The 20,796-nt window shown below is 59.5% G+C and carries 16 protein-coding genes; 7 read left to right on the top strand and 9 right to left on the bottom strand.

Annotated elements, in window-relative coordinates; translation table 11 throughout:
• Positions 1 to 45: 45 nt before the first annotated feature.
• On the top strand, positions 46 to 1,536 hold the full coding sequence (locus VNL17_08240; protein ID HXI84063.1) for a sigma 54-interacting transcriptional regulator: 1,491 nt from the start codon (positions 46 to 48) through the stop codon (positions 1,534 to 1,536).
• Here the strand turns inward: VNL17_08240 and VNL17_08235 are convergent.
• The 4 genes from VNL17_08235 to VNL17_08220 are packed head-to-tail and all read right to left on the bottom strand — an operon-like array spanning position 1,533 to position 6,278.
• Entirely contained in the window at positions 1,533 to 2,666 is a 1,134-nt protein-coding gene (locus tag VNL17_08235; protein ID HXI84062.1) for an ABC transporter permease, read from the bottom strand. The two genes, VNL17_08240 and VNL17_08235, sit on opposite strands and share 4 nt — an antisense overlap.
• A complete protein-coding gene (locus VNL17_08230; protein HXI84061.1) occupies positions 2,663 to 3,616 on the bottom strand; it encodes an ABC transporter ATP-binding protein in 954 nt (317 codons plus the stop codon). The genes VNL17_08235 and VNL17_08230 overlap by 4 nt, the downstream gene beginning before the upstream one ends.
• A gap of 14 nt (positions 3,617 to 3,630) precedes the next feature.
• Positions 3,631 to 5,328 carry a tetratricopeptide repeat protein gene (locus VNL17_08225; protein HXI84060.1) on the bottom strand — a complete coding sequence of 566 codons (1,698 nt, stop codon included), beginning with the start codon at positions 5,326 to 5,328 and terminating at the stop codon, positions 3,631 to 3,633.
• The gene (locus VNL17_08220) at positions 5,325 to 6,278 is read right to left on the bottom strand and encodes an HlyD family efflux transporter periplasmic adaptor subunit (protein HXI84059.1); all 954 of its coding nucleotides are present in this window, start codon (positions 6,276 to 6,278) and stop codon (positions 5,325 to 5,327) included. The genes VNL17_08225 and VNL17_08220 overlap by 4 nt, the downstream gene beginning before the upstream one ends.
• A 127-nt stretch (positions 6,279 to 6,405) precedes the next feature.
• Here VNL17_08220 and VNL17_08215 point away from each other — a divergent pair, with 127 nt between their 5' ends.
• Both VNL17_08215 and VNL17_08210 read left to right on the top strand, forming a co-directional pair.
• Positions 6,406 to 9,663 (top strand): glycoside hydrolase family 38 C-terminal domain-containing protein, encoded by a 3,258-nt coding sequence (locus tag VNL17_08215; GenBank protein HXI84058.1) that lies wholly within the window; start codon positions 6,406 to 6,408, stop codon positions 9,661 to 9,663.
• Between the two features lie 51 nt (positions 9,664 to 9,714).
• Complete coding sequence (locus VNL17_08210; GenBank protein HXI84057.1) at positions 9,715 to 10,635, top strand: TerC family protein; 921 nt, start codon at positions 9,715 to 9,717, stop codon at positions 10,633 to 10,635.
• Here the strand turns inward: VNL17_08210 and queA are convergent.
• The 3 genes from queA to aat all read right to left on the bottom strand — a co-directional run bounded on the left by queA (position 10,624) and on the right by aat (position 12,509).
• A complete protein-coding gene (gene queA / locus VNL17_08205) occupies positions 10,624 to 11,616 on the bottom strand; it encodes a tRNA preQ1(34) S-adenosylmethionine ribosyltransferase-isomerase QueA (protein HXI84056.1) in 993 nt (330 codons plus the stop codon). The two genes, VNL17_08210 and queA, sit on opposite strands and share 12 nt — an antisense overlap.
• Before the next feature lie 10 nt (positions 11,617 to 11,626).
• Positions 11,627 to 11,842, bottom strand: a complete 216-nt coding sequence (locus VNL17_08200; GenBank protein HXI84055.1) for a DUF2905 domain-containing protein — start codon at positions 11,840 to 11,842, stop codon at positions 11,627 to 11,629.
• 91 nt (positions 11,843 to 11,933) lie between these two features.
• Positions 11,934 to 12,509, bottom strand: a complete 576-nt coding sequence (aat, locus tag VNL17_08195) for a leucyl/phenylalanyl-tRNA--protein transferase (protein ID HXI84054.1) — start codon at positions 12,507 to 12,509, stop codon at positions 11,934 to 11,936.
• A gap of 172 nt (positions 12,510 to 12,681) precedes the next feature.
• Between aat and VNL17_08190 the strand changes: the two genes are divergently transcribed.
• From VNL17_08190 to tkt, 4 genes are all read left to right on the top strand, one after another.
• Positions 12,682 to 13,281, top strand: a complete 600-nt coding sequence (locus tag VNL17_08190; protein HXI84053.1) for a response regulator — start codon at positions 12,682 to 12,684, stop codon at positions 13,279 to 13,281.
• Positions 13,278 to 13,898, top strand: a complete 621-nt coding sequence (locus VNL17_08185; GenBank protein HXI84052.1) for a RedB protein — start codon at positions 13,278 to 13,280, stop codon at positions 13,896 to 13,898. The genes VNL17_08190 and VNL17_08185 overlap by 4 nt, the downstream gene beginning before the upstream one ends.
• Positions 13,895 to 17,014: a response regulator gene (locus VNL17_08180; protein ID HXI84051.1), complete on the top strand. Its 3,120-nt coding sequence runs from the start codon at positions 13,895 to 13,897 to the stop codon at positions 17,012 to 17,014. Before VNL17_08185 ends, VNL17_08180 begins: the two co-directional genes overlap by 4 nt.
• 126 nt (positions 17,015 to 17,140) lie before the next feature.
• Complete coding sequence (gene tkt / locus VNL17_08175) at positions 17,141 to 19,180, top strand: transketolase (GenBank protein HXI84050.1); 2,040 nt, start codon at positions 17,141 to 17,143, stop codon at positions 19,178 to 19,180.
• Positions 19,181 to 19,247: 67 nt separating this feature from the next.
• Here tkt and VNL17_08170 read toward each other — a convergent pair whose 3' ends face one another.
• Positions 19,248 to 19,544 carry a MoaD/ThiS family protein gene (locus tag VNL17_08170; GenBank protein HXI84049.1) on the bottom strand — a complete coding sequence of 99 codons (297 nt, stop codon included), beginning with the start codon at positions 19,542 to 19,544 and terminating at the stop codon, positions 19,248 to 19,250.
• Positions 19,541 to 20,701, bottom strand: a complete 1,161-nt coding sequence (locus tag VNL17_08165; protein ID HXI84048.1) for an exo-alpha-sialidase — start codon at positions 20,699 to 20,701, stop codon at positions 19,541 to 19,543. Before VNL17_08165 ends, VNL17_08170 begins: the two co-directional genes overlap by 4 nt.
• Positions 20,702 to 20,796: the final 95 nt, after the last annotated feature.

The raw sequence follows: 20,796 nt of genomic DNA, 5'->3' as shown, positions 1-20,796 counted from the left end.
ACTTGGTAGTAGACATTAAATGAATGTAATATATACATTTAATGTATGTCATCGAAGCAGCTCCCTGCCGCGAGCCGTGAGTTCCTGCAGATTGTCTCCCAGGCTTCGTTCATCAATCCCTTCAGCGACGAGTTTGCCGTCCAACAGCGCAGAATCGCGAACTGCGATACGTCGGTGACGGATGAAGAACAGATCAAATTGATGGTGGCGCGTTGGAATGATCACCTCCATGCCCTGAACGCCGCGGGTGTGACGAACCTCAAACAGGTCACGGGCGAGGACCGCGAACTATTGCAGTACGCATTCCTCTACGAGATCTACCACCGCTTTCTCATGAGCTTCGACGAACTCATCACCGACCAGATGGCGGCAGGTACTCGCCCTGTCGTTGTCCCGTTCGCCTCCAAGGCGCTCGCGCTTTTCAGTCGTCGCGGTTTTGAAGTCACAGGAGCCCGCCGCTATTTCGCGATCTTCTACCAAATCCGTCGCGCCTACTACTTCATCGACCGCGGCCTCATCGGGCGTAGTCCTTGCATGCGGCAGCTCCGTCTCCATCTCTGGAACAACGTCTTCACCCACAACATTCGCTGGTACGAACTCCATCTCTGGAACCGCATGGAGGATTTCTCCACCATGCTGCTCGGCGAGACCGGCACGGGCAAGGGCGCAGCCGCCGCCGCCATCGGTCGCTCAGGGTTCATCCCCTTCGACGAAAGGCGGGATTGTTTTGCGGAGAGCTTCACACGCGGCTTCGTCTCGCTGAACCTGTCGCAGTTCCCCGAGACGCTGATCGAATCCGAATTGTTCGGCCACAAGAAGGGCGCCTTTACGGGCGCGGTGGAGGATCATGAAGGCGTCCTGTCGCGTTGCAGCCCGCACGGCGCGATTTTCCTCGATGAAATCGGTGATGCCACGATTCCTGTGCAAATCAAACTGCTCCATGTGTTGCAGGAACGCACGTTCTCCCCGGTCGGCAGCCACGACAAGAAACGCTTCCGCGGACGCGTCATAGCCGCCACCAACCGTCCGCTCGATCAACTCCGCGCCACGGGCCAGTTCCGCGACGATTTCTATTACCGCCTCTGCTCGGATGTCATTACCGTGCCCCCGCTGCGCCAACGGATCGCCGAAGATACTCAGGAACTCGACGATCTGGTCGCTCATCTGGTTCAGCGTATTACTGGCCAAGCCTCAACCGAAGCTGTCAACATGGTGCAGACCGCTCTCGACTCCGAGCTTGGTCGGAATTACCCGTGGCCGGGTAACGTACGCGAACTCGAACAAGCCGTCCGCCGCATCTTGCTGACCCGTCACTACGCCGGCGACCACAAGGCTATCGCGCCGGATTTGCGTTCCCAGTTGGTAGCCGGCGTGGAACACGGGACCCTCGACACCGACGCCATCCTCTCCGGCTACTGCCAGCTCCTCTACGAACGTCACGGCACGTACGAAGAAGTCGCGCGCCGAACCAAACTCGACCGTCGCACGGTCAAAGCCTACTTGGAAAAACGCAGAGCAGTTGCCGGGCGCGGCTAGGCGATCTTGCGCTTGAAGCGTAGCGCGCACAACGAGAAGAGCACACCGCCCATCACGGCGAGGATGAGCAGGTGTCGCCAGAATTCCGAAAAGCTCGCGCCGCGCAGGATGATTGCCCGCATCAACTCAATAAAATACGTCGCCGGCAGGATCGTGCTCAGCGCGTAGAAGATCCACGGCATCGTCTCGCGGGGAAAGATGAATCCCGAAAAGAAAATCGACGGCAACAACACCGTCATGCTCATCTGCAGTGCTTCGTTCTGGCTCTGGGCCACCGTAGACACGAGCAGCCCCAAGCTCAGTAGCGCGAAGATGTAAAGAAACGCCGCGCCAAACAGCATGAGCAGGCTGCCGCGGATCGGTATGAAAAACACCCAGCGCAGGATCACGAAAAGAAACGTGGCCATCGTCATCGACACGCACAGGTACGGGACGATCTTGCCAAGCATGAGCCCCCAACGGGACATGGGACTGACCAGCAGCTGCTCCAGCGTGCCGCGTTCGCGCTCGCGCACGATCGACATCGCCGCCGCGAACACCGTCGCAATCTGGAGCGCTGTGCCGATGACGCCCGGCACGAAGAAGTTTGGCGCCCGCATCGAAGGGTTGTAAAGCACTTGCGGGCGCACTTCCACGGGCAGTTCGCGCCGGCTTGTCTCGCCGAGCAGAATGCCGACCGATTGCTGTAACGCCACACCAACCGCCGTGTTCAGGGCCTGTAACGCCGTCGTGGAGTTCGACCCGTCGATCAGCACCTGTACGTCCGCCTTCTGTCCCGCGTGGAGTTTCCGTGTGAAATCCGGCGGAATCTCCAATCCCGCGTATGCCTTGCCACGGCGCACCATCGACTCCAACTCCGCCAGGCTGTCCACCCGCTTCACGACGCGAAAGGTTTGCGTGTTCACAAACGCATCCACGAGCTGCCGGCTGTCCGTGGTCCGATCTTCGTCGTACACCGCCATCGCCATGTGCTTCACGTCGTTGTCGAGCGCGAACCCGAACGCGATGATCTGCAGCAGCGGCGGGAAAAACATGAAGAACAACGTCGTGCGGTCGCGAAAGATGACGATGAACTCCTTGTAGAGGATCGCCCGAAAACCGCGCAGAAATTTCGGCATCTGGAATGTCATGTCGAACCTCCCGAGTGCTGTCGGGTCAGCACCACGAAGACATCTTCAAGCGACGGCCCGATCGGTCGGATGTCCACCTTGTGAATCCCGGCGCCGGCGAGTGCGTCGCGGATCGATTGTTCCGGCATCGATTCTTCGACCAGGAAGTGCATCGATTGGCCGAACACCGTCGCGGCGCGGACCCCGTCGAGTTTGCGCACCGCCCGCAGACCCGCGGTCACGTGGTCGCAGGTGACGTCGAGCCGCTTGGTGCCCGTCGGATTCACGACCGGCAACTGCTTCAACTCGTCGGGCGCGCCGCAGACTACAAGTTTCGACATATAGATGTAACCGACGTGCGTGCAGCGTTCCGCCTCATCCATATAATGGGTCGTCACGAACAGCGTCATGCCGCCGCTCGACAGTTCAAAGAGCAGGTCCCATAACTCGCGTCGTGCAACCGGGTCGATCCCGGCCGTCGGCTCATCGAGAAAGAGGACGGTCGGGCTGTGGACCAGCGCGCACGCCATCGCCAGCCGCTGTTTCCAGCCGCCGGAGAGCTGCCCGGCCCGGCGGTCGATATACGGTTCGAGGTGCGTGAGCGCAATCAGTTCATCGCGGCGCTTTTTCATCGTTTCGCCGCGCAGGCCGTATAACCGCGCGTAGAATTGCAGGTTCTCGTCCGCTGTCAGCTCGTCGTAGAGCGAGAACCTCTGGGACATGTATCCGAGTGAACCTTTGATCGCATCCGTTTCCCGCGAAACATCGTGGCCGGCGATGCGTCCTGTACCCGCAGATGGTTCCAAAATCCCGCACAGCATGCGAATCACCGTGGATTTGCCGGACCCGTTCGGGCCGAGAAAGCCGAAGATGGATTGTTTCTCGACGGAGAACGTGACCCGGTCCACAGCGGTGAAATCACCGAACCGCTTCGTCAGGTTCTCGCACTGGATCATCGCGTTCGCGGGCATGGGGATCAATTAGATCATGGCTGACCGGCCCGTAATCGCGCCAGTGCATTCTGCGCGTCGACCATGTTGGGTTGGAATTTCAACGCCAGTTCGTACTGTTCAATCGCTTCTCGCAGTTTACCCTCTTCCGCGAAGACCCGGCCCAAATCGTAATGCACCTCAGCGGAATCTGGCCGGATCCGAAGCGCCAGCTCCCATTGATTGATCGCCTCCGGCACCCTGCCGAGAAGGATCAGGGCATGCCCCAGGTTGCTGCGCGCCTCGAAAAGGTTGGGGTTGATCCGTAGCGCCTCCTCGAATTGTTCGACCGCTTCTGGAAGTCTGTCTTCCTGGGCGAGGGCAATTCCGAGATTACTGTGGGCCTCGATGAGATCGGGACGGAGTCGTGCTGTCTCACGGAACTCGATGATTGCTTTGTCGAATCTGCCCGCCTGCAGCAGCTGGCCTCCCAGATTATAATGGACCACCCACGCCCCCGGATTCTTCGCCACGTTGTCTTCCCAAAGAGTTCGCTCGGATGCGAATAGGCCGGCTCGTTTCCAGGTGGCCGACCCCAACGTCAATAGCACGGCCAGTCCTCCCACCGCTGCCCAGGATTGCTGTTGCCTCTCCAGGTGACGGTTGACGTTCATCGCCGCAGCCACCGCCACGCTGATGGGTCCCACGATCGAGTAATACTGCCAGTGATCGGCCACCAGGGAATATCGGTAAAAACTTTGGGGGAAGAATCCCAACACCGGAAAGAACATGACAACAAAATACCCGAACCCAAAAAAAAGGGGGCGTCCTCCTTCCTGACGCTTCCACCAAAACACCATGAGGCTCGCAATGACCAGCACCCCGGGTAAGTACGAAACCCAATAGGATGGATCGATCCTCCATTTCGGATAGACCATCATTAAATCGACCGGCAGTAACACCTTCCACAGGTAAAACCACGGGGCCCAGCCGGCTGCCGCCAGGCGAAAGGTGAAATCATCGCTTCGAATGCCCAGCGGCTTCAACGCGTGCGTGGAATGAAACCAAATCGTCAAAATTCCCAAGACCGCGGAAAAAAGAAAGAAAGGTGCGCAGCAAAGGAGATCCTTCGCCTTTACCCGGCCCCGTAACCACCAGACACAGCCCAACAGGACCACCGGCAGCATGACGACCGCCGTCTTGCTGAGCAAAGCCAACACAAACGCCAGCAGGGAAAGACCATACCAGCGCCACCGATTCTCTACGTCGAACTTTAAGTACAACAGGATCGACAGCGCGTAAAAGAACATTGAAAGCGTGTTCTTTTGCTCACTGATCCAGGCCACAGTCGCGACATTGACAGGATGGATGGCAAATACCAATGCTGCCATCCACGCGCCGATGACCTTTAATTGGCGCAGAACCAGCCATACCAGCACCGCGTTCATCGAGTGCAACAGGATGTTCACGGCGTGATAGCCCATCGGGGCCATACCCCATAATCGCCATTCCAACCAGCGCATGCTTCCGGTGAGTGGATAGTATTCCGTCGCTTCTGTTGTAAACCAGTATCGCCACAGGCCGTCGCTGGCTTTGACGAGTTGGTTCTCCGTCAGGAGCACGTTGTCATCCCAAAAAAAACCAGCGTGCAAGGCCGGCAGGTACACCACGATTGTCACCAGAATGAGAAGAACGGCGTGGGCACCCGGTGACCGCCACGTGTCCTTCATCGCATTGTTGGGTGATTCGTTCACTTGGGGAACGGCGGTACATTGGGAAAGGAAACATCGACCGACATTCCCGCGCGCAGCTTGCCGGTGTCCGTGGGGAGACGGATTTTTACACCGAACACCTGGCGTACGCGATCTTCGACGGTCTGGACGTTGCGCGGCGTGAATTCCGCGGCGCGATTGATCTGTTCGATGGTGCCGGTAAATCCTTCCTGGGAGGAATCGGTGTGCACTTGCACCGACTGGCCCAGTTGTACCAGACCCAACCACGCTTCGGGAACGTACACCCGCACCCACAGGTGCTGTGTGTAGAGCAGCGTCGCTACTTCCCGATTGGCGGCGAGCACATCTCCGACTTTCACACTCAAGATCTCGAGTACGCTGTCGCCGGGAGCCACGATCCGCATCTCACGCATTTGCGCGTCCATCTCAGCCAGTTGCGCACGCGCCTGGGCGACCTGCTCGGGCCGTGTGCCTTCTGCGAGCAAATCATAGCGCCTTTTGGCCGCGTCAGTGCTCTGCTCCAATGTGTGCGCGCGGCTGGTGGCGTTTTCCAGGTCGGTCGGCGCGTTGACTTTCTGCGCGAACAACTCCTCGGCGCGTTTCGCTTCCGCCCTGGCAAATTCCAGTTGCGCGGCAAGCGATTCCCAATCGTGCCTGGCGGCGTCAATCTCGGCGGGTCGCGGCCCGTGCTCCAACTCTTCCAGCACCGCGGCATCGTGATCGCGCCGCGCCTGTAGCTCCGCGGCGTCGAGATCGATGAGGTCCTGCTCGTTGGTCAGCGCGTCGCCTTCCTGCGCGTGAATCGTCACGACCCGTCCGCCATAACGGGACGCAACATGCACCTCGTCCACTTCCACGGTACCGGAAACGGAGCGCGTTTCCATTTGATGCTGTGACAACAGCCAGAGGGCCGCCGCAATCACCACCATCAGGACTACCACAATCCGAATCGTCGGTTTTTTGTTCGCCACGCGGCCCTCCGTCTTTCACTGCGAGAATAGCAGAGCGCCGCAACGAGACGAAAGCGGAAAGAGCATCCGCTTGGCATCCGCGGTCCGGGTTGACTTCGAGAAATGGCCCACGCAAGATGCGCGCGCAATGAGCGTGGGCCGCCTCATGTCGACGGTGGGAGTTTTCCTGGCCATGGCGGGGGTGACGCCCGGGGCCACGCCTCCGGACTTGGCAGTGTGCGTGACGGTAGAAAACCCGGTGCAGCGTCCGGGAGCCTATTGCGTGCTGCACCTCCAAATTCCCGGGGGCGATCCATTCAACCGCTACGTCATCCAGGACGGCGATGCTCTGGAATATGACGCCTTGATCGCGCCGTCCACACCACTGACGGGCGGCGGCATCGACTTGCAATTCACCGACCTCGGTTGGCTGTCGGTGGTGATGACTCGACAGACACCCGACCTCGCGGCCGGGGCAACGCGTTCATGGATATCGGCAACCGGCCGCTGGCAACACATCCGCATCCCCTTGTCCGTGGCCGCAGAACGGAGAATCGACCGGTGTTGTCTGCGTCTTGTCGATGACGCACCCGGGTCGTACCAGGTGTTGCTGGACAATATCATCATCAGTCACGCGGACCGCGCCCCCCTCGTGTTCTTCGACAACCAACACCAGGTCGCCGTTGGTCTGCAGGAGGCTAGCGGTTTCCGCATGCCGCATCCGGTCGTCTTCGACAAAGTCTTGCTGCCGCAGGATGCCTCGCTACCCGACATAATGCAGCGACTGTCGAAGACAAGCCTGGAGCTGCCACGCCTGGCTGCCGAGTTCGCCGGCCTGAATCTATTGCAAGAGGATTTCGCGGCAACGGGCGAGCCGACGAATTTCCCGGTGATTATCGAACAACTCTCCCACTACAGCTGGCGCAAGTTATTCGCCGAACTCCGCCCGCGTGAGTTCGCCCGGCAGATAGATGCCACCCTGGTAACAGCCGAACCACTTCGGGCCTATACCAAGCGGTACACGGTGGATGCGGTTGCGTACGCGCATTTGGATTTCGTCTGGTTGTGGAGTTGGCCGTTCACCCTGCGAGCGGCGCACGACACTTTCCGTCAAATGCTCGCCTTCATGGACGAGTATCCGCAATTCACTTTCACTTACACCAGCCCGGCCCTTTTCGAGGCGTTGGAACGGGAAGACCCGGAAATGTTTGCGCAAATCCAGAGACGCGCTCGTGAAGGCCGTTGGGAAATGGCTGGCTCGCGCTGGTGCGAGGCCGACCCGAATCTGATCAGCGAGGAATCCCACGCCCGCCATTTCCTGCAAGCCCAGCGCTACAATCAGGAGAAATTTGGCACCCGGACAACTGTTTGCTACGAGCCGGATATCTTTGGTCACCTGCCCACGATGCCGCAACTACTGCGCAAAAGCGGTGTGCTTTACTACGTGTCCCAACACCTGCCGGCCGACCCCTCCACGTTTTGGTGGAAAGGACCCGATGGCAGTCGCGTACTCGTCTACTCGGCGCACAAGTACAGCGATACGCTGGATGAAAACCTGTTGAATTTCTGCCTCACGCCAAATCAGCGGCGCGCCGGGCACACCGACTCACTGATCGTCTATGGCGTTGGCAACCATGGCGGAGGCCCGACGCGCGATCAAATCGAAAACGCGGTGTGGCTCGATAAGATGCCGGATTTTCCCTCCGTGAAATTCTCTACACTCGGCCGTTTCATGGAGACTATTTCCCAGCAGGCGCCCACGGCCACCGCCCTCGTTCGGCAGGGAGACATTCAGTTGGATTATCGCGGAACCTATACCACGCATGCCGAAATCAAACGACTCAACCGCGCCTGCGAAAACACGCTGATCACCGCCGAATCATTCGATGCCATCTCACAGATCCTCGGTCTCCAGACCCGAACCAACCAGTTCAATGATCTGTGGCGCTCGGTCCTCTGGGCTCATCATCACGATACAATCAGCGGGACCACTATCCATGACTCGTCCCTGTACGCCGACAGGCAACTGGGTTTGGTACTGAGTAACGCCACCTTCGCGCTTGCCCGCTCGTTATCGAATATCGTCGCGGCAGTCGATACCATTGGACCAACACCACACGCCCGCGTCGTGTTTAATCCCGTTGCGTGGCCGGTGATTGCTCCCGTGCGTGTGCCGCTTCCCGATACCAGGCAGCAATGGGAATGGATCGATACCACTGGGCGCGCTTCGTTCGTGCAGCTCGACCCGGCCTCGAGCAATTCGCCCATGGGAGTGGCTGTGCTACCACCATTACCGGGACTCGGCTATCAAGTAGGCTGGTTACAGCCCCGCCCATCGGTGAAGGACGACGATCTGCAGAAGAATCCCGGGCGTTTGGTTGCTCGCAATCAACATCTCGAACTGGAGATCTCTCCGCAATCGGGAAATATCACGCGCCTGACGCATCTGGCATCCACTACGGAATGGGTGCAGGCCTCCTCTCCATCAGTCCGGTTGCGTGTCGATTATGAAGCGCCTCATGATTGGTCGGCGTGGGAATTCGGCCCGGTGGCACGGACAGAATGGCTCGACGACGCGAAGAGCGTCACCTGCATCGAAAGCGGCCCGGTGCGCACCGTTTTCCGCGCTCGTTACCAATTCGGCCATTCGTCGATCGACAAGGATATCATCCTGTATCACGACCTGAGCCGGGTGGACATTGCGATCCATGTTGACTGGCAGGAACACGGGTCCGCCATCGCACCCACTCCATGGTTGCGCCTCGAGTTTCCCACGACGGCCACCGTCAACCATGCAACATACATGATTCCGTTTGGCGAAATCGAGCGACCCGCCGACGATGCCGAGTATCCGGCCACCTATGGAATCGGCATCAACTGCCAACACGGCAGTGTCTGTCTGGTCAGTGACTCGAAGAATGGTTTCAGCGCCAACACGAATACGATTCGCGTGAGTCTTCTTCGCACTCCGAATTATCCCGATCCAGAATCCGACGTCGGTCCTCACGAAATGGCATTCGCGCTGGAAATTTCCGCGGAACCATGGGCTCAGGCCGCCATGGGGCGCCGCGGCATGGAATTCAATCGCCACCCCATCGTCGTGAGCGCGAACCCGCACAAAGGGTCGTTGCCGGTCGAGCAAAGTTTCTTTTCCGTCGAACCGTCAACCGTACTCGTGACCGCGTTGAAGACCGCCTACGACACGCCTGGCAATCTCATCGTCCGCCTGTACCAATCCGCAACAAATCTCTGTGTTGCACGATTGAGTACGACATTACGGTCAAACTCGTGGTCTGAGACGGATTTGATCGAGCGACCGCTCACCAACGCGCCGCCAGTCGATCCTCTACGCCTGCCTGTTGGCGCGTGGGACATACGCACGTATCAGCTCACGCCAAAACAATAGCCAGCCGCTTTTCGTTGACGCCGCCGGGGGTGGCTTGCACAATCCACACTTATGCCGGGACCGATCTGGAAGTGGGTTTTATTCAATGCCTTTGTGCTGGCGATGCTGGCGCTGGATCTAGGCGTGGTTCACCGCCGGAAGCATGAGATCAAGTTCAAGGAAGCGGTCGCGTGGAGCGCCGTGTGGATTGGGCTGGCCCTGGCATTTGCCGCGTTGGTCGCCTACAAGCGCGGCACGGCCACGGCCCTGCAGTTCCTGACTGGCTACATCATCGAGGAATCCCTGAGTGTCGACAATCTGTTCGTATTCCTGCTGATCTTTTCCTACTTCGCTGTACCGACTCGTCTCCAGCACGGCGTGCTTTTTTGGGGCATCCTCGGGGCGATGGTTCTCCGCCTGTTATTCATTGTCGCCGGCGTCGCCCTGATTGAGAGATTTGAATGGGTGATCTACCTTTTTGGCGGCATCCTGGTGTACAGCGGCGTGAAAATGGCCCTGGAAAAAGAAAAGAAAATCGACCCCAACCAGAATCCTGTCTTGAAACTGTTTCGCAAGCTCATGCCCGTGACGACGGAATACGAGGGCAGTAAGTTCCTCGTGCGGCGCGACGGACGGGTATTCGCAACTCCGCTCCTGCTGGTCCTGATCGTTGTGGAGACGACGGACTTGATCTTTGCGGTGGATTCAATTCCCGCGGTGCTGGCCATCACGCGGGATCGGTTCATCGTCTACACGTCCAACGTTTTCGCCATCCTTGGCTTGCGCGCGATGTTCTTTGCCTTGAAGGGCGCGATGGATCTGTTCCACCACCTGCATTATGGGTTGTCGGCCATCCTCGTTTTCGTCGGCGCCAAGATGCTTCTCGGACACTTCGTTGAAATCCCGATCGGCGTCGCGCTCGGAGTGGTGGCGTCCATACTGGCGCTGTCCATCATTGCCTCGCTGATCTGGCCGCGGACGTCAGAGAACTAGCATACAATCGCCATAGCTGAAAAACCGGTACCGCTCGCGCACCGCCTCTTCGTACGCCTTCAAGATCAACTCGCGCGAAGCAAATGCGCTCACCAGCATCAGCAGCGTCGAGCGCGGCAGGTGGAAATTCGTCAATAGCCCGTCTACGCGGCGAAACACGTGGGGCGGACGAATGAAAATGTCGGTGGCGCCCTCGCGCTCTTCCAGCTTGTCGCACGACTCCAGTGTCCGCACCACCGTTGTGCCCACGGCCACCACACGCTGCGCGTCCTCGATGGCCTGAACCGTCGCCGCCGAAATTGAAAACTTCTCGGCGTGCATCCGGTGTTCCTCAACGTTCGCCACCTTCACCGGTCGAAACGTTCCAATGCCGACATGCAACGTGATGAATGCATGCCCAATACCCGAAGCTTGCAGTTGGGTAAGCAACTCAGGTGTAAAGTGCAGCCCCGCCGTCGGCGCGGCCACCGCGCCTGGCTCCCGCGCAAACACTGTCTGGTAGCGTTCACGGTCCATGTCGGGCTGTTCGGTCGCGCGTTTGATGTACGGTGGAAGCGGCGTGACCCCGTGTGCGGCGACGTAAGCCTCCATGTCGCCGGTGAAACGCAGTACCCGACCGCCAAATTCCGTCTCACCTTCGATGACAGCGCTCACACCGTCTTCGAATCGCAAGGTCGCGCCCGCCTTCGCCCGCTTGCCGGGCTTTACCAGGGCGGACCAACGATCAACACCCAGTTTTTCGACGAGCAATAGTTCGACCTCGGGTTCGCGCGACCAAATGCGTGCGGGAATGACCTTCGTGTCGTTGAGCACCAATAGATCACCAGCCTGCAGGTGCTGGCCGAGGTTGTGGAAGTGATCGTGGCGGATCTCGCCGGTCGCGCGATTGACGACCATCATCCGCGACGCCGCGCGGTCCGCCAGCGGCTGCTGCGCGATCAGCTCTGTTGGCAAATGATAATCAAAATCGGCGGTCTTCATGCCCGGATCGCTAGCGCCTCCCGAACAACCGGAAAAGCAACGTAACAACGATGCTGATAACCAGGCATGTCATCACGGGAAAATAGAATCGGAAGTGTTCGCGTTTGATATCGATGTCACCCGGCAATCGCCCCAACCAAGGCAACCGGCCACCGAGCGAGAATAGAACCCCGAGCACAACCAGCGCGATCCCGATAACAACCAGAGCTTTGCCGATGTCATTCATAGCCGATGGTTCACCGTCACCACCACCATGATTGCGTGCCGACCCGTCAGATTCAAGTGCGCTTTGCAAATGATGAGCCAATCGAGTCGGCTCAGAACGTACACTCCAACTTCAAGGCGTGTTCGAGACGCCAGAGGTATTCGTGGCGCGGGATTTCGAAAGTGCCGAACTGCTGCAAGTGCGGGGTGGTCCATTGCGTGTCCAGCAGCACAAATCCGCGGGCGCGTAATCGTTCCACGAGGGCCACAAGCGCCACCTTCGAGGCGTCGGTCGCGCGGTGGAACATACTCTCCCCGAAGAACGCGCCGCCCAGTGTCACACCGTACAAGCCACCGACGAGCCTCCCCTGCAACCACGTCTCCACACTATGCGCGTGGCCGAGCCGGTGCAATTGGCAATAGCATTTATTGATTCCCGGCGAAATCCACGTGCCTTCCTTGCGCCTGGCGCACTCGCCAATGACGGTCGGGAAGTCCGCGTCGTATGTGATTTCGAATTTTTTCCGCAGCCACACGCGCCGCAGCCCGTGCGGGACGTGGAACCGGTCGTCGAGGGGAATGACCGCGCGCGGATCGGGCGAAAACCACCCAATGCGGCCGCGTTGGTCGACGGCCATCGGGAAGATGCCGCGTCGATACGCAGTCAGCACAAGTTCAGGCTCGAGCACGGACCGATTGTACCCACCAACATCCACTCATCCAAGTTATCCTCGGCCGCGTCTGTTAGAGCGTGTCCAAACGGGTTGCACTCATTGAAGGACAACTATTTACAACAAATCCAGCAACTGTAGAGAATTTTGTGCACATAAAATGCTTTATTTACCTCGGGTCAAAGTTATTATGAATATACTCGTAGCGGAAGACGACAGTGTGTCACGGCGGATCCTGCACCGCAACCTCACCCGGCTTGGCCACACTGTCTCGGAGGCCGGCAACGGCGTTGAAGCGTGGTCGATTCTTCAACATGAACCGATCCGCATCGTGGTCAGCGACTGGATGATGCCGGAGATGAGCGGACTGGAATTGTGCCGCCACATTCGTGAACGCAACGACTCCAATTACACCTATTTCATCCTGTTGACAGCGCGCGAGGGCGATGAGAATTACCGCGAAGCCATGACCGCCGGTGTGGACGACTTCCTAACCAAGCCGCTGGACCGCGAGGAATTGGAAATTCGGCTGCGGGTGGCCGAACGCATCATCGGGTTCGCGACACAAGTGCGGCAATTGAAAGAACTCCTGCCAATTTGCATGTATTGCAAAAAGATCCGCGACGATCACGATTACTGGAAGGTCATTGAAGAATACATCCACCAGTACACGGGCACTGATTTCAGCCACGGAATTTGTCCCGACTGTTACGAAAAGATCGCCGTACCGCAGATTGAGGCCGCCTTGCGGAACAAAACGGGTGCCCAACTGCAGGAGAGTCGTCAATGAGTTCGACCACCCGTCAACGAATCCAGATTGCAGTCAGCGTGCTCTGGCTGGTCATCGTTGGTTTGGGGACCGGGATGCTTTGGAAGTACAGCAACACACCGAACCCGGACCCTACGCCTCCCGTTCACTGGCCGGCTGCGACCACGATCCCGCGGACGGATGGCCAGGCTACCCTCGTTATGTTTGTCCACCCACGTTGCTCCTGCACCAGCGCCAGCATGGGCGAACTGGCGGTCTTGATGGCGCACTGCCAGGGTCTCGTGAACACCCGGGTGCTGTTCTTTCGACCCAGCGGATCCCACGAGGATTGGACCCATTCCGATCTCTGGCATGCGGCTGCCGCCATCCCCGGTGTAACCGTCCAAACCGATGAAGATGGCCGCGAAGCCCGGCTCTTCCATGCCGAAACTTCCGGCCACACGGCGCTGTATGACGCGCAGGGACAACTGGTTTTTGATGGCGGGATCACGGCTTCTCGCGGGCACTCGGGCGACAATGACGGACGCGACGCGATCATGGCCTTGCTCCACGGCAAGACCACAGAACGCGCCCAGACCCCGGTGTATGGCTGCCTCATCCTTCATCCAGAATCAAAAACCACCGACGGAGCAAAATGATGGACTTAACAACGTCGACGCCAGAACGTAGCGAAGCGACCAACCGTCGCATTCACCAACTCTTCGAGGAGAGCCAGGAACAACTCCACAAACGCACCGACCACATGTTTGCCGCGTTGATGGCCCTACAGTGGCTCGCGGGCATCGTTGCGGCCTTGTGGATTTCCCCGAGAGCGTGGGTCGGACAGACCAGCTACGTCCATCTGCACGTTTGGGCGGCCCTGCTGCTAGGCGGCGCTATCTCAGGCTTTCCCATCTTCCTTGCGCTCACCCAACCGGGAAAAACGCTGACCCGCCATGTCATCGCCATCGGGCAGATGTTGACCTCTGCGCTGTTGATCCACCTGACCGGCGGGCGCATCGAGACTCATTTTCATGTATTTGGTTCCCTGGCATTCCTGGCTTTTTACCGGGACTGGCGGGTCATGCTCTCCGCCACGATCGTCGTGGCTGCAGACCATTTTGCCCGGGGAATGTTGTGGCCGCAGTCCGTGTTTGGGGTCCTCACGGCCAGCCACTGGCGCTGGATCGAACACGCTGCCTGGGTGCTGTTTGAAGACACATTCCTTCTCCTCTCGATCCGCCAGAATCTGACCGAAATGTCCGGCGTGGCCGAACGCCAGGCGGAACTCGAGGCGGTCAACGCGAACATTGAAAACAAGGTCGCCGAGAGGACACTGGAATTGACGACCGAGAACGCCGAACGCAAGCGCGCCGAGGAAGAGTTGCGTCGCAGCGAGAAGCGCTTCCGCAGCTCGATGGAGTATGCGGCGATCGGCATGGCCCTGGTGGCGCCCGATGGCCGCTGGCTCCGCGTGAACCGCGCGCTCTGCAAAATCGTCGGCTACTGCGAGGCCGAATTGCTGGCGACAGATTTCCAATCCATCACCCACCCGGACGACCTGGAAGAAGACTTGAAGAATGTCCGCAAAATCCTGGCCGGCGAGATCGACGCTTACGAGATGGAGAAACGCTACATCCACAAGGAGGGTCATTCCGTGTGGATTCAGCTCAACGTCTCACTCGTGCGCGATGCCGACGGTCAGCCGCTGCATTTCATCTCGCAAATTCAGGACATTACTGAACGCAAACGCCAGGCCAGCGAACTCGCAGCTGCCCGCGACGTGGCTGTGGAATCAGCGCGGGTGAAGGCGGAGTTCCTTGCCAACATGAGCCATGAAATCCGCACACCGATGAACGGCATCATCGGCATGACCGGCTTGCTGCTCGATTCACCGCTCAATCCCGAGCAACACGAGTTCGTGGACACTATCCGGACTTGCGGTGATACGTTGCTCACACTCATCAATGATATCCTCGACCTGTCCAAAATCGAGGCCGGCAAGCTGGCTTTCGAAACGATCGACCTTGATCTGCGCCATGCAGTCGAGGGCGTCGTCGAACTGCTAGCCGAGCGCGCGCAGAGCAAGCGGCTCGAGCTGGTCTCGCTGGTGCATCATGACGTCCTGACATCGCTGCGCGGTGACCCGGGACGGTTGCGCCAGGTACTGATGAACCTCGTTTCCAACGCGATTAAGTTCACCGAGCATGGTGAGGTCGTCGTCCGGGCCGTCCGCCACGCCGAGACAGACCGGGACGTGATCGTGCGCTTCACCGTGCAGGACACAGGCATTGGTATTAGCGAAGAGACACGGGGACGCTTGTTCCAGGCATTCAGCCAGGAGGACGGATCGACAACGCGCAAGTATGGCGGGACGGGACTCGGGCTCGCCATCTCGAAGCGCCTGGTCGAGATGATGGGTGGAGAAATTGGCGTCGATAGCACGCCCGGTGTCGGCTCGATCTTCTGGTTCACCGCCCGCTTTGAGAAACAGCCGAATACATCTGTTGTTGATGTGGCGTGCGCCCAGGATTTACGCGCCGCCCGCATTCTCGTCGTTGATGACAACGCGACCAACCGCCGGATCGTCCGCCTGCAACTCAAATCCTGGGACATCGCGAGCGATGAGGCGAGCAGCGCCGAGGAAGCGCTCCTGGTAATGCGCCGCGAATACGATGCGGGCCACCCATTCGACCTGGTGGTGCTCGACATGCAGATGCCGTCCGTCGATGGCCTTCAATTGGCGCGCAACATCAAGTCTGACCCCGCGCTGGCAGACACGCGTCTAGTTATGATGACCTCCCTCGGCAAGACCGAGCATGACGCCGAAATCACCGAGGCGGGCATCCTGCTCTGCCTCACCAAGCCGGTCAAGCAATCGAAACTTTACGACGCGCTGGCGACTGCCATGTCCAACAGCACCAACGACGTGCTCGACCCGCTGGCCTCGAACGCATCTTCCGCGTCGGCCTCCGTGACCCCCTCGGCGTCACGCGGCAACGCGCGCATTCTCGTTGCCGAGGACAACCCGGTGAATCAGAAAGTGATCCTGCGCCAACTCGCCAAGATGGGTTATGCCGCTGACGCGGTGGCCAATGGCCTCGAGGTGTTGCAGGCGCTCACGCGCATACCATACGACCTTGTCCTGATGGATTGCCAGATGCCCGAGATGGACGGCTACGCGGCCACGAGAGAGTTGCGTCGTCGTTCGGGTAGCTCAGCCCGCGTGCCCATCATCGCCCTCACGGCCCATGCCATGGAAGGTGACCGCGAGAAATGCTTTGTTGCGGGCATGGACGACTATATCAGCAAGCCGGTCAATGTGGAGGAACTGCAGGCTAAACTGGCGCGCTGGCTTTCGCTGAGACCACCCGTAGCGGAGGCGACCGTGGCACCGAGCTCGGTGGATGAGCCCGTCGACCTGCCGCTGTTGCGCAATGTCGCCGACGGCGACACCGAGTTCATGAACGAACTTGTCGAGCTTTACCTTGTCGATGCCGGAAAACGCGTCGCCGCGCTCCGCCACGCCGTGACCAGCGGCGCCGTGACTGACGTTGAACAGATTGCCCATACACTGGCGGGCGCCAGCATGGCCTCCGGCATGCGCGCGGTCGCGCCGCCGCTGCGCAAGCTTGAGCGCATGGCCCGCGCCGGTCAACTCGTTGATGCCACCGCGCTCGTCGAAGAGGTCGCCACACAACTGGATCGCACCCGCGACTTCCTCGCAACCGCCCTCCTGAGCAACAGTGAGCAGGTTGCCGTCGTGACCGGCTAACCACAATCCCGACCGATCCGGTGGGTGGGTCTGACGCCCACCGCACTTCGCCAGACGAAGACTTGCGCAATCGGTCGTCTTGCCGCACAATGCGCTCCTGCTTACGTAATTATTCAGGAGACTTTCATGATGATGATACCCGTGACATTGGATAATCCGACGACCAAGCCGCTCGACCAGCTTTGCATCGACACCATCCGCACGCTCGCGATGGATGGCGTGCAAAAAGCCAACTCGGGCCATCCGGGCGCGCCAATGGGTCTGGCGCCCGTTGGCTATTGGCTTTGGGAGAAATTTCTGCGGCACAACCCGGAGAATCCCCAGTGGCCAAACCGCGATCGGTTTGTGTTGTCGGGCGGACACGGCTCGATGTTGCTCTATAGCCTGCTGCATTTGACCGGGTACGATTTGCCGATGAGTGAGTTGGAGCGCTTCCGGCAGTTGGGCAGCCGTACGCCGGGTCATCCGGAATACGGGCTGACCGTTGGCGTGGAAACGACCACCGGGCCGCTGGGGCAGGGATTCACCAACTCAGTCGGCATGGCCATCGCCGAGCGCTGGCTTGCCGAACATTTCAACCGCGACGGCCACGAGATCATCAACTATCGCACGTACGCCATGGGGGGCGACGGCGACATGATGGAGGGCATCTGTTCCGAAGCCGCCTCGCTCGCGGCGCACCTCGGCCTGCACAAGCTGCTGTGGATTTACGACAACAACAAGATCAGCATCGAGGGCAAGACCTCTCTCTCCTTCAGCGAGGACGTCGGGGCGCGCTTCAAGGCCTACGGTTGGTTTGTCCAGCACGTGGCCGACGCCAACGACCTCAAGGCGCTCAACCGCGCCCTCAAGCGGGCGCTCAAGCAAACCGGCAAGCCGTCGTTTATCGTCGTCAATAGCCACATCGGGTTCGGCGCGCCCACGAAGCAGGACACAAACGAGGCCCACGGTGAACCACTCGGCGAAGAAGAGGTTCGCAAGACCAAGGAGCGGTACGGGTGGCCGCCCGACGCGAAATTCCTCGTGCCGGACGAAGTCGCGAAGCACATGCGCAAACAATTCCGGCGCGGGCGAAAACTGGAAAAGGAATGGCAGGCGAAATTTGACGCGTTCGCGCAGGCCCAGCCGGCCCTCGCTGCGGAATGGAAGTTAATCCAGAACCGCGAGATGCCCGCTGGCTGGGACAAGGACATCCCGACTTTCCCCGCCGATCCGAAAGGTCTGGCCACACGCATATCCAACAACAAAGTGCTCAATGCTGTCGCCAAGAATGTCCCCTGGCTCATCGGCGGCGCCGCCGATCTCGCGCCGTCCACCAAGACCTTGATTGCTGATGGCGGCGATTTCGAAAAAGGATCGTACAATGGCCGCAATTTCCACTTTGGGGTGCGCGAACATGCCATGGCGGGCATCGTCAATGGTATGGTGCTTTCCAAACTTCGCGCGTACGGCGCAGGCTTCCTGATTTTCTCCGACTACGCCCGCGGCTCGATTCGCTTGAGTGCCGTCATGGAGATCCCGATGCTGCATATCTTCACCCACGACAGCATCGGCGTCGGTGAAGACGGCCCTACGCATGAGCCCGTAGAGCACCTCATGTCCCTGCGCGCCATCCCACACATGGTGGTCATCCGTCCCGGTGATGCCAACGAAGTGGCCGAGGCGTGGCGCGTAATGATGGAGGAGAAGAAGCACCCGATCCTCCTCGCCCTCACGCGACAGGCGGTCCCCACGCTCGACCGCACGAAGTATGCGCCGGCGTCCGGACTGCGACAAGGCGCGTATATCCTCAGCGATTCCCAAGGACAACCGGACATTATCCTCATCGGCACCGGCTCGGAGTTGCAGTGGTGTGTCGAGGCCGGCGAGAAATTGAAGTCGGAAGGCGTGAAGGTTCGTGTGGTCAGCATGCCCTCAACAGCAATCTTCGATCGTCAACCTCAGGAATATCGGGACCGTGTCCTGCCGCCGTCCGTGCGGAAACGTCTCTCCGTCGAAGCCGGTGTAACTCTCGGCTGGCAAAAGTACGTCGGCATCGACGGCGCATCCGTCGGCCAGGACCGATTCGGTGCGTCGGCCCCCGTCAAGGACGTGATGAACCACTTCGGATTTACCGCGGAGAATGTTTACAACCATGCCAAGACCCTGTTGGCCACCCGGCCGTAGTGAGGCGACTGCGTTTTGACGCTTCATCAGTCTACCTTCGTCCACATCTGCCACGAAATGACAATCGCTAACCGCCGGCGATGGCGCCGATGACGGTAAAGGGCTCCTTTCCCGATACGACATCGTCGGGCAGTGGAGTGTCAGGCGGCCCGTTGGACAGGTCCTCCTCACAGGCGTAGAAGCGCAGAAAGGGCCGCCGCTTTTGTGTGCCGTGGTCGCGGATCGTACCGGTCAACACAGGGTACTGGGCTTCGAGCGCGTCGAGAACCGACCGCACCGTTACCGGGCCCTTGACGTCGACCGTCACCTCGCGGTCGACGTGGGCGAGGTTCCGTAGATGGAATGGTAGCTCCACTCGGATCATGGCAGTGTCTGGACTTCGACCGACAGAACGGGCGGAAGATCTCGGACAATGGGTTTCCAGCTGTCGCCGCTGTCGTTCGAGGCGTACACCTGCCCGCCGGTGGTGCCAAAGTACACGCCGCACTTATCGAGCGAATCCACAGCCATCGCGTCGCGCAACACATTCACGTAGCAGTCCTGTTGCGGTAGGCCTTTCGCGAGCGGCTCCCACTCGTCGCCACCCGTGCGGCTGCGGTACACGCGCAGTTTGGCATCAGGCGGATAATGTTCTGAATCGCTCTTGATGGGGACGACATAAATGGTATTCGGCTCGTGCGCATGGACGTCAATCGGGAAGCCGAAATCGCTCGGCAGATTCCCGCTGACCTCTTGCCAGGATTCGCCGCCGTCGTCGCTGCGGTTGACGTCCCAGTGCTTCTGCATGAACAGCACATTCGGGCGGGACGGATGCATCGTGATACGGTGCACACAATGGCCGACCTCGAAGGACTTGTCCGGCAACTCGTATGCCGACTTCAGCCCTCGCGTGGCCGGCTTCCACGTTTTACCGCCATCCTCGGTGCGGAACACGCCCGCTGCCGAAATCGCCACAAAAATCCGGTTGGGATCTTTTGGGTCGAGCAGGATGGTGTGCAGGCCCATCCCACCGGCGCCGGGTTGCCAGAGATTGCTTTTCGCACTGCGCAAGCCCGGAAGTTCCTTCCAGGATTTGCCGCCGTCGGTCGAACGAAACAACGCCGCGTCTTCCACCCCGGCGTACACGGTGTCCGGATCGGTCAACGACGGCTCGAGATGCCAGACGCGTTTGAATTCCCATGGATGCTGGGTGCCGTCGTACCACAAATGCGTGCCCACCTTCCCCTCGTACACGAATTTGTTGCTCTCGCCTTTGGGCATGCCTTCGGGCGTCATCGTCGCGCCGCCGCCCGGCGGATTCCACGTTTTGCCGCCGTCATCGGAGCGTTGCAAGACCTGCCCGAACCAGCCACTGGTCTGCGATGCATACAAGCGGTTTGGATCAACGGGCGAACCCTTTACATGATAAATCTCCCAGCCGCCAAGTTGGAGACCGCTGACATCCCACTTTTCGCGCTTACCATCCGCGGTCAGGATGAAGGCGCCCTTTTTCGTGCCAACCAGAACTCGTACTTTGCTCATTGTTTCCTCCCGATGTTATCCTGCCTGAACCATACCGAACCCAAATCATTTGGCAACCCGCTTTTTAGGGAATTCGGCTCACTGAATGCGGCCAG

The sequence above is a fragment of the Verrucomicrobiia bacterium genome (assembly GCA_035577545.1).
In the GTDB taxonomy this organism is placed as follows: domain Bacteria; phylum Verrucomicrobiota; class Verrucomicrobiia; order Palsa-1439; family Palsa-1439; genus Palsa-1439.
This window is presented reverse-complemented; position numbering and strand designations above follow the sequence as displayed.